9 protein-coding genes and 1 pseudogene are annotated in these 10,000 nt (G+C 45.9%); all 10 read right to left on the reverse strand.

Annotation, left to right across the window (positions count from 1 at the left end):
• A partial coding sequence (locus LDL40_RS08030; RefSeq protein ID WP_300994749.1) for a GAF domain-containing protein occupies nt 1-959 on the reverse strand: 959 nt, incomplete at its 3' end.
• A gap of 65 nt (nt 960-1,024) precedes the next feature.
• Entirely contained in the window at nt 1,025-2,269 is a 1,245-nt protein-coding gene (locus LDL40_RS08035) for a cyclopropane-fatty-acyl-phospholipid synthase family protein (protein WP_300994750.1), read from the reverse strand.
• The gene (locus LDL40_RS08040) at nt 2,266-3,021 is read right to left on the reverse strand and encodes a DUF1365 domain-containing protein (protein ID WP_300994752.1); all 756 of its coding nucleotides are present in this window, start codon (nt 3,019-3,021) and stop codon (nt 2,266-2,268) included. The genes LDL40_RS08035 and LDL40_RS08040 overlap by 4 nt, the downstream gene beginning before the upstream one ends.
• On the reverse strand, nt 3,018-4,271 hold the full coding sequence (locus LDL40_RS08045) for an NAD(P)/FAD-dependent oxidoreductase (protein WP_300994753.1): 1,254 nt from the start codon (nt 4,269-4,271) through the stop codon (nt 3,018-3,020). The genes LDL40_RS08040 and LDL40_RS08045 overlap by 4 nt, the downstream gene beginning before the upstream one ends.
• Nucleotides 4,272-4,506: 235 nt before the next feature.
• The gene (locus LDL40_RS08050) at nt 4,507-4,971 is read right to left on the reverse strand and encodes a nuclear transport factor 2 family protein (protein ID WP_300994754.1); all 465 of its coding nucleotides are present in this window, start codon (nt 4,969-4,971) and stop codon (nt 4,507-4,509) included.
• The gene (phrB, locus tag LDL40_RS08055; RefSeq protein ID WP_300994755.1) at nt 4,964-6,412 is read right to left on the reverse strand and encodes a deoxyribodipyrimidine photo-lyase; all 1,449 of its coding nucleotides are present in this window, start codon (nt 6,410-6,412) and stop codon (nt 4,964-4,966) included. Before phrB ends, LDL40_RS08050 begins: the two co-directional genes overlap by 8 nt.
• Entirely contained in the window at nt 6,412-7,353 is a 942-nt protein-coding gene (locus LDL40_RS08060; RefSeq protein ID WP_300994756.1) for a DUF523 and DUF1722 domain-containing protein, read from the reverse strand. The genes phrB and LDL40_RS08060 overlap by 1 nt, the downstream gene beginning before the upstream one ends.
• A gap of 168 nt (nt 7,354-7,521) precedes the next feature.
• Nucleotides 7,522-9,102, reverse strand: coding sequence for a S8 family serine peptidase (locus tag LDL40_RS08065; RefSeq protein ID WP_300994757.1), 1,581 nt, complete (start codon nt 9,100-9,102; stop codon nt 7,522-7,524).
• A 262-nt stretch (nt 9,103-9,364) separates the two neighbouring features.
• The gene (gene ihfA, locus LDL40_RS08070; RefSeq protein ID WP_008898181.1) at nt 9,365-9,661 is read right to left on the reverse strand and encodes an integration host factor subunit alpha; all 297 of its coding nucleotides are present in this window, start codon (nt 9,659-9,661) and stop codon (nt 9,365-9,367) included.
• A gap of 2 nt (nt 9,662-9,663) precedes the next feature.
• A pseudogene (gene pheT, locus LDL40_RS08075) lies at nt 9,664-10,000 on the reverse strand (phenylalanine--tRNA ligase subunit beta); the annotation flags it as partial.

The raw sequence follows: 10,000 nt of genomic DNA on the forward strand, positions 1-10,000 counted from the left end.
AATGGCACCCCTAGCCAGGATTCAGGTTCAGATCCATAAGCGTTGACATCATACGCCTGCTCAAACGCTGCGATATCTTTACGTAGTATCAATAAAGGTTTGTTAGAGCGAAATACATGGCCTGTCAGGCTGTGTTTCAGGATATCGCTGCTGTACACCTGATTTGGATTCATCTCGTCTTCTGTGTCAGCAAAATAGGGAAAATGCAATTGCTGTGCTTCTTCATCGAACAAGGCGATAAAGAAATTTGGAGCATAAATCAGCGAGTTAACGATCTGATGCAAGCGTTTATAAAAGCTGGAAAAATCATTAGCAAAATAAGAAAAGGATGCAATTTCATACAAAGCTTTTTGCAGGCGCTCTGCATATTCAAGCTTACTGACCGATGACTCCAGCCTGTCCAGCATTTGGGCTTTGCGCAGCTTACTGGCCAAAATGGAGGCGACCACTTCAAGAATCTGCTGATGTTCCGCGCTGAAATAATGGCTATGAGAGTGTTCGCAATCTATAACACCCAATACGCCATTTCCATCCAGAATTGGGACCACTAATTCAGACAAACTTGGCACTAAATCGGCTAAATAATGAGGATCTTCTCTGGTATCAGACACCAATACTGATTGCCGGATACTGGCGGCATGGCCAACCAGACCATGACCGACTTTCAGTTCAGCTATGCCTAAATGTGAGGGTAAATCTCTGGTGCCGGTTCCAGCTTTGCGGACCAGAGTTTCACCGTCTTCCGCCAAAATAAAAATGGCGCAATCGACAAAGCCAAGGCCAGCCACGACATGTTTCGCAGCATAATTAAGAATGTCATCCGCGCCCGTCAACTCATGCAGATCTATGGCAAACTGATTAATTAAGCTTAGTCTGGCATTTTCTTGCTGTAACAACTGGAGTTGAGCGTGGAGGTCACTGGTATCAGTTTCGGGCTGTAAAGTGGTCACGATCGTCATACAGACTCTGCTACGTTAATCCATAGAAAGTTATAAACGACCGTGCTTTATTAAGCAACGAAAAGTTATATTTTGTTCCTATTCAAAGGTTTGGTGAACACTAAATGCACAGCACTTGTAGCTCTTTCCAAAAACCCACCTTCGCAGTAACACAAATAAAAATGCCAAAGCCGGATGAACTGATCGTCATAACCCAACTGATGTAATTTATCCTTTGACGCCATAAAGTTATGACACCAATGCTGTAGGGTACGAGCATAATCCAGCCCTATGTCCTGCACCTGACGCAATACTAAATCTGTGTATTGTGCTACCGCATTGCTCATACGCTGAATAGAGGGCAAACAACCACCAGGGAAAACATAACGTTTAATAAAATCAACTTCCTTCACATAGTGATTGTAACGTTGGTCAGCTATGGTAATAGCCTGCAACACCATCAAACCATCGTCTTTTAACAAGCTTGAACACTTAGCAAAGTATTGATCCAGAAAGTCGTCACCAACAGCTTCAATCATCTCGATTGATACAAGCTTGTCGTAAGTGCCAGTTAAATCACGGTAATCCTGGAACAGCAAGGTGATTTGTGATTCCAGACCGGCTTCGCGGATTTTTTCAGCTGCATAGTCATGTTGTTCACGCGAAATAGTTGTGGTGGTTACCTTACAACCATAATGACGGGCGGCAAAAATAGCCATACTGCCCCACCCCGTGCCTATTTCAATCAGGTGATCTGTAGGCTTGAGTTGCAGCTTATCGCAGACAGACTTGAGTTTATTCTGCTGGGCCTGCTCCAGAGTGCAGCTGTCAGTGGCATAAACAGCGCTGGAATACATCATGCTTGGATCTAAAAACAACTGATACATGGCATTACCTAAGTCGTAATGCGCTGAAATGTTTTTTCTTGATTGTTCCTTGGTATTGCGATTACGCCAGTCCAGTAATTTTAAGGCAGGTTTACTTAAACGAGCCCATGCCGACTCCAACTTGTCCAGTAATGCTGAATTGCGGGCTATCAGTTGCACCAGCACTGTTAAATTATCGCAGCGCCACTGGCCAAGAATATAGGATTCACCGGCCCCTACTGAGCCCGCGAACATCATTTTTTGATAAAAATCCGGGTCAAGTACAGTCAGAGTACATTGCAACTCACCTTTGGCATCGCCCAACAAGGTTTTTTCCTGGCCTTCAACTAACTCAATAGCGCCGTATTGCAACTGGCTTAAATGATTCAGCACCAGCTTGCGGCAGGTTTTGTCAAACCAGCGTAAATTCTGAAAAGGGCATTGTTCGGTGATCAAAACCGTCATCTCGGTGTTTCCTTTGACTTAGGGTGGCCATAAACAGGTACTGCTTTAAATAGCAGTTTGACTGCATGCCAATAAATTCGTGTCATCACTTGTACGTTTTGCCATGGCCGGCGGATCAACAAGCTCTTTAGCTGGCTGAGACTAAATGGCTGTAATACTAAACGAAACCAGGCACTAAACACCTTTTGCTGATCTTTAAAATTAGCGATAGCTAATTCCAGTTCAGCTGAATTTGCCACAACAGTCCAGTGATATTGCATATCCATGGGATTAAAAGGCGAAACATGAAAGGCTTTATCATGCTGGTAATGCGATTTTTCTGCATTTTCAATTGGGACCAGATAATAGTGTCGCTCGTTCCAGGGCGTATTGCTGACTTCAGCTAACAAGGCTGTCAGACGCTGTGTCTCATCAAAACAATAGTACAAAGTCAAAGGACTAAAGTAATAACCCCAGTTTGCCAGCGGACTCAGCATACAGACTTTGGCGATGGCCTCAGTACAGCCCAGGCTTTGCACTTTCTGTTTGACAGTCTGAGCTAAATCCTCAACGCCAGGCAAATAATCTGTACGCCTGTAACTACAAGCAGCAAAACGAGCTTTTGACCAGAACCAGCCTTTTGCCGGAATGAGGTCCAGCTGGTCCAGGTCGAGCCAAAAATAATGCACCAGATAGTCGAATCCGTGCAGTTTCGGCAAGTAGCGTTTATGCCCGACTTCTCCTGTTAACAGTGCGTGACCTGATGGGATCAAAACTCCACTCCCATAGCCCGTGCTATATCTACTGCACTGCGCACACCATCTTCATGGAAGCCGTTGTACCAGTATGCACCGCAAAACCAGCTGTTATTCACACCACTGATCTCAGCCCGGCGCTGCTGAGCTGAAATAGTGCAATGATTAAACACCGGGTGATCGTACTGAAACCGTTTTAAAATTTTGTTCTGGTCTATGGCTTGGCTGTGATTTAGCGTTACCACAAAAGTGACAGGCGCTTCAATTCCCTGCAGTATATTCATGTTGTAGCTCAGTGTGGCGTGACTGGATTTTGCATCTGCCAGATGATAATTCCAGGCTGCCCAGGCCGCTTTTCGTTGAGGTAAAATCCTGTCGTCTGTGTGCAAAATCACATCGTTTTTCTGATAAGCAATACCGCCTAATACCTGCCGCTCAGCTTCAGTTGGATCTTGAAGCAAGGCCAAAGCCTGATCGCTATGACAAGCAAAGACCACCTGGTCAAAAAGCTCAGTGTGGCCATCAGCAAAGACCAGAGTAACGCCATTGGCATCACGGCCGACTGTCTTCACCGCACTGTTGAGCTTGACCTGTTCAGGGTTCAGTTTGTTTAACAAAGCCCGAACGTACTGCCGTGAGCCACCTTTGATCACAGACCATTGTGGTCTGTCCGCTACGTTCAGTAAGCCATGGTTTTTGAAAAACTGCAGAAAAAAACGCAGTGGAAATGAAGGCATATCGGCAAGGCCTGAGGACCAAATAGCGGCTCCCATTGGTAATAGATAGTCGTTACGAAGCTCCTGACCTAAATTATATTTGGCCAGAAAGTCATCAATCAGCAGATCTAAATCCGGATGGTCTTGCTCCAGCAGCTTTTTCCCCAGCTTGTTAAACTTCACAATATCCAGCAGCATCCGCCAAAACGAAGGCCGGAACAGATTGCGACGCTGTGCAAATAAAGTAGCTAAGGTATGGCCATTGTATTCGAGGCCAGTGTCGGTTTTTTTCACCGAAAAACTCATTTGAGTATGCTGAGAATCGACCTTGAGCTCGTCCAAAAACTTATTAAACAGCGGGTAGGTCCAGTTGTTAAACACAATAAAGCCTGTGTCTATAGCGTAGTCTTTACCTGCAACACTGACATCCACAGTAGCTGTATGCCCCCCCAGATAAGAACCCGCTTCAAATAAGGTGACCTGGTGCTGACGCTGTAACAAATACCAGCTGATCATGCCTGAAATACCGCCACCTATTACTGCTATTTTCATTTTACCCTTCCTACTTAAAGCTGCAGCTTTGTTGACTGCGCTCACTCGCCACGGTCACATAGCAGATCTATGCTTCCATGGCCTCCTTTGCTTGTCGCCGCCCTGCAACTTTAAGTTGTTTGGGTAACACCCTTCCTACTTAAAGCTGCAGCTTTGTTGACTGCGCTCACTCGCCACGGTCACATAGTGGATCTATGCTCCCATGGCCTCCTTTGCTTGTCGCCGCCCTGCAACTTTAAGTTGTTTGGTTAGCGTTGTTATTTGCCATTTTTTGCTTAATTTTGTTCGTGACCCAGCCTAATAATGGAATATGCTGCAGTACCATTTCGTTTAAATCGTAGTAGTCTCTGTGGTAGGCAATTTTTCCTTCGCTATTCCAATGCACCACAGAACAGCCGTGCACAGAGATAGGTCTGCCTTTGCCTATAGCTTCATGAGTAAAAGTCATTACCCAACTCAAGCAGCCTTGATCCGGATTGGCAATTTTTGTTGTCGCCACAAAGTGGCAACTGCTCAGACGGGCATAAGCATGAGAGAAGTACTGCTGCAACTGGTCCAGACCAACCATATGGTGCACAGGGTCAATAAACTCGACATTGTCGGCATACAATTCGGTTAATGAAGCCAGATTGTTCTGGCTTAAGTTATTGTAAAACTCTAAAAAACCGTCCAGCCGTTCTGTCGCTTTACTATCATTCATGATCCACTTCATCCTGCGATTTTTTAACAGTGTGAAACAACTCTAAGGTTTTAATTCTGGCTTTACTGTGATCGACCACAGGTTTGACATAGCCACTCCAGAGAGGCAATGGATGAGGCCAGTGAATTTGCTTTTTCGGCACTTCTGCCAGTTCCGGCAACATCCGCTTTATAAATACGCCATCCGGGTCAAAACGTTCACTTTGAGTCACAGGATTAAAAATACGGAAATAAGGGGCTGCGTCTGTGCCCGTTGACGCGGCCCACTGCCATCCGCCATTGTTGGCGGCAAAGTCACCATCAATCAGCTTTGACATAAAATATTGCTCGCCCCAGCGCCAGTCGATATGTAAGTCTTTCACCAGGAAACTAGCCACTATCATACGTAGTCTGTTGTGCATCCAGCCGGTTTGATTCAACTGTCGCATAGCGGCATCCACTATAGGATAACCAGTTTTGCCATCACACCAGGCCTGAAACAGCTGCGGATTATTAGGCCAGACAATGCCATCTGTATCTTTTTGAAACGCCTTGTGTTTAATCAGTTGTGGAAATGCCATCAGAATATGATGATAAAAATCCCGCCATATCAGCTCAGAGAGCCAAACCGCGGCCCCGGACTTTTCCTTGTCCCATTCGTTCGCGGCTTCCAGTTGCAAACGACTGACGCACTGCTGCCCAGAAATAACCCCAATCGCCAGATAAGCAGACAAAGACGAAGTACCATCCAGGGCTGGAAAATCACGCTCGGTCTGGTAAAACGCCACTTTATCCCGACAAAACTGCCGCATTTTATCCAATACCTGCAGCTCATCCACCACATAAGCTTCAGAACTGCCATCGCCCGCAAGCATGGGAGCAAGGCTCAGTGTTTTGAAGTAGCTGGGCTCCAAAGCCTGGGCATGAGACAGCTGAACGCGTGGGAAACAGCGCACACCAACTTCACGCAAACGCGCCAGCCAGGTCTTCTTAAAAGGCGTAAAAATCTGATAAATACCACCGGTTTTACTCAAAATGGATCCCGGAGCCATAACGGCTTTGCGGTCAAACCAATAACAGGCTTTGCCGGCATCAGCAAAAACGTCACTTACCTTACGATCACGTACCTGCTCTCGCAGCTCGTATTCAGTGTGTCCATACAAAGCGGCAGCGCCACTAGCACATAACTGTTGCATCAAAGCCGGGATATCGGAATAGTGGCCTCCTTCAATCGCCAGCAAGGGAATATTCAGCGCTGCCAGTTCAGTTTGTAATTGCTGTACACGACGCCGGATCAAGTCCTGCTTAATAGGTGCCATAAAATGTTGCTGCCAGCTTTGTGCTGTAGCGACAAAAAGCGCGACTACAGGCAGACCAGCCTGACAAGCCTCATACAAGGCCTGATTGTCGTACACTCGAAGATCATTACGCAGCCAGACTAAAGAGAATGCTGTTTTACTCATCAGGCGCGTAACCCCAGTTCGTCAGGGAACGGCTGCAGATATTGCTGAGCCGCTACATATTGATGCGGGTGCTGAGCTAAATGGTGTCGCAATAAAGTGAGAGGTGCCAACAAAGGCAAATGCCCCTGACGGTATTTATGGATCAGACCCAGTAGTTCTTGTTTAGCACTGCTACTCAGCATTTTCTTGAAAAACCCCTGCAAATGCATCAGCACATTGGCTTGCTGCTTACGGGTAGCCTGTTGCTTTAACGCCTGCATTAAATCCACTAAGTAACGTTGTGCCAGTTCATCTGGTGAAAAAAGCTTTGCCTGAGCCACTAAACGGCCTAATTCACGGTAAGCAGTAGGACTATGGGCCATCACCAGGAATTTATAACGGCTATGAAAAGCCACTAACTTGCCGACTGTAAAACCCGATTGCAGCATTTGTTGATAGTCATGACAGGCAAAAATCCGTGTGACAAAATTTTCCCTCAAGTTGCTATCCAACAAACGACCATCCTCTTCAACAGGTAACCAGGGATAGCAGTGCATCAGTTGTTGGGTAAAAACCCCTACTCCAATCTTGCCTAGCTGATGACCATTCTGATCGTTGACCCTTACCCGTTCCATGCCGCAGCTGGGGGACTTGGCACAGACGATATAACCAGACAACAGCTTTAATTCCGGTAACAGCTTTTGGCTAAACTGCAGCATTGCATCGGTATGATCAATACTGCTGTCTTTGCTGTTCACCAGACGGACCTGCTGCTGGGCATTTAATTGCAACCGAATAGCAGGACGGGGTACACCTAAGCCTATTGCCTGCTCAGGACAAACAGGCACATAAGAAACAAAAGGAGCCAGGGTACTGTTGCAAAAATCTGATGCTTTATGGCCGGCATCAAATCGTACTTTTTGCCCAAGCACACAAGCACTGACACCGATTTGGATACTCATAATAAAAACTCACAAAAATCACGGAGATGACTAGATTTGTTTACAGATCAGCAGGTTCATTGGATCACTGCAAGCAGAAATTTAGTTAGTCTGATTATTTCTGCGTGTTAGCTTTGACTCTGAGCATAAAAAACTGCGCCTCATAGGCGCAGTTTTTTATCAACACAGTTAGTAAGAATAACTAAAAGTAACACCACTAAAGGCTGAGTAGGCATTGATACCTACATGCCAGGTACCGGCCTGAGGACTATTGATAGTGCACTGTTCAGAATTGCCGTCTAAATAAGGACGGCAATTATACTGATTGAGCGTGGGCTGGTTGTTGTAGCGGACATATAAATCAGCATCGCCTGAGCCACCAGAGATGGTAAAGGTTAAAGTGCTGACCCCAGCAGGTATCACGTAAGATCCTCTGAGCCAGTTGCCGGTGCTGGCCGACAGATTTGGGAAACTTGCGCCTCCTGTAGGTGGAGTACTACCACCGCCATTACAACCATTAGTGGTCAGATAATCTGTCGCAGCTTTAGCCTGCACTATGCCAAAACCAAAGGAGTTATCACGGCCTGCTGAGCCTCTGTCCTGAGCAGTTGCGGTCAGGGCACTACGGATTTGTGTTGCAGTACACTGTGGATGATTACTCCAGACCAGAGCTGCAACTGCGGCCACATGGGGAGACGCCATAGAAGTGCCACTGATACTGTTGTAGCCTCCATTATTCCAGGTCGAATTCACAGCTACGCCAGGTCCAGCCAGCTCAACTTGGGCATTACGCTGAGAAAAACTGGCTAAATTTCGGCTGGAGTCGACTGCCGCCACTGATATAACGGCGTCATAAGAGGCAGGATAAGACAAACTGGTATTGCCATCGTTACCCGCCGCTGCCACTAATAACATACCATCAGCATAAAAGTTGTTCATTGCGGTTTGTTCTGTCTGGCTTGCGCTACCACCGCCTAAACTCATATTCACCACTTTGGCTCCTGCATCCTGGCACGATTGAATACCTTCAATCAGATCAGAGGCAAAGGTCCAGTTTCCTGAATCATTAAAGATTTTTACTATATGCACGTCTGCCTGAGCTGAAGGCAAGACCCCTACCACACCATTGTTGTTGTCTAAGGCCACCATAGTGCCTGCTACATGAGTACCATGCCCATTCCCATCCGATGACCAGCTACCGTGGCCTGAAAATGCAAAACCACTGACGCCGGCACTAGGAAGATCTGCATGATTTAAGCTGTAGCCTGTATCAATAATACAAACTTTAGTGTTCGCCGCATTAGTGTCACTGACCAAATTAGCTTGCACCATAGTAATGCCATAAGGCGTGCTCTGAGCCATGGGAGTGATTACGTCATACAAATAACGTTTTGGATCCGCTTCTATATATTTTACCTGCGGATCAGACAACAAGGCTTTTAACTGACGCGGATTTAACTCTGCGACGCTGTAATGCGCTGCTTCTATGTGTTTAATAGCTTTAACTTTGTACTTGCGCATCAGGTCATCTGCTTTTTTTGCTGAGAAGAATGCTTTGCCCTTTGCTCCGCTTTGGAACTGATTAGCCTTGGCTTCTTTATACCTGATGATGTAACGATTGGTACTGTCGTCATTGGGGTCAATAAAAGCAACATCTTCTGCAGTGACAATGCCTTGCTCATCAACGGTAGCAGCTACAGCAGCGGCCGCAGAGGATAATGCAAAACAACCAAAAGTTCCCAGTAATAGTACTTTGTTTCTATTGTTCATATCTGTACCTTGTAAGAGTTTTAAAGTCCATGAGGTGAAGTCGCTTCCTGCGGCTCAAAACTTAGCAAGGCATTCAAATTTCACTTTATATAAAAGTTATATTTTAGTTATATTTTCTTTACAACCGATTAAATAATGTAATCCTGGGCAATTCGTGAAACACTATTGTCGCTGCTGAATAGCCGGACATGCTCCAGCTATTTAGTCCATAAAAAAAGGAGCGTCCTGACGGAACACTCCTTTTCTACAACACGAAGAGACATTACTTCTTGGCTGTGCCTACTTCGACTCTGCTTTTCAACTTCTGACCCGGTCTGAACGTCACCACACAACGGGCAGAGATTGGAATATCTTCGCCTGTTTTTGGGTTACGGCCTGGTCGCTGGTTTTTCACGCGCAGGTCGAAATTACCAAAACCTGACAGTTTTACCTGGTCGCCTGCTTCCAAAGCAATGCGGATCTCTTCAAAAAAAGATTCGACTATTAATTTTGCATCGCGCTTGCTGATGCCAAACTTGGTAAATAAACGTTCTGCTAAATCGGCTTTGGTAAGCGCCATTCTTAATCCCTCAACGTTGCGTTGAACTCTTTGCTCAGCGCCTCGACCACAGAAGAGATAACCTGTTGGATATCTTTATCTTCAAGCGTCCGCGCCTTGTCCTGCAAGGTTAAAGCTATTGCCAATGACTTGTGGCCTTCAGCAACACCCTGCCCTGTGTAGACGTCAAACAATTTTAGGTCAACTAATTGATTTCCGCCAACTTTTCTAATAGTAGCAAGTATATCTGAAAAACGCACATCAGATTTCACAACAATAGCTAAATCGCGACGGTTTGCAGGATATTTTGAAGTTTCCTGAGCTAAAACAATGTGTTTATCACCAAATGCTTCAAGCTCT

This window comes from Rheinheimera sp. (assembly GCF_020217005.1).
GTDB lineage: Bacteria > Pseudomonadota > Gammaproteobacteria > Enterobacterales > Alteromonadaceae > Pararheinheimera.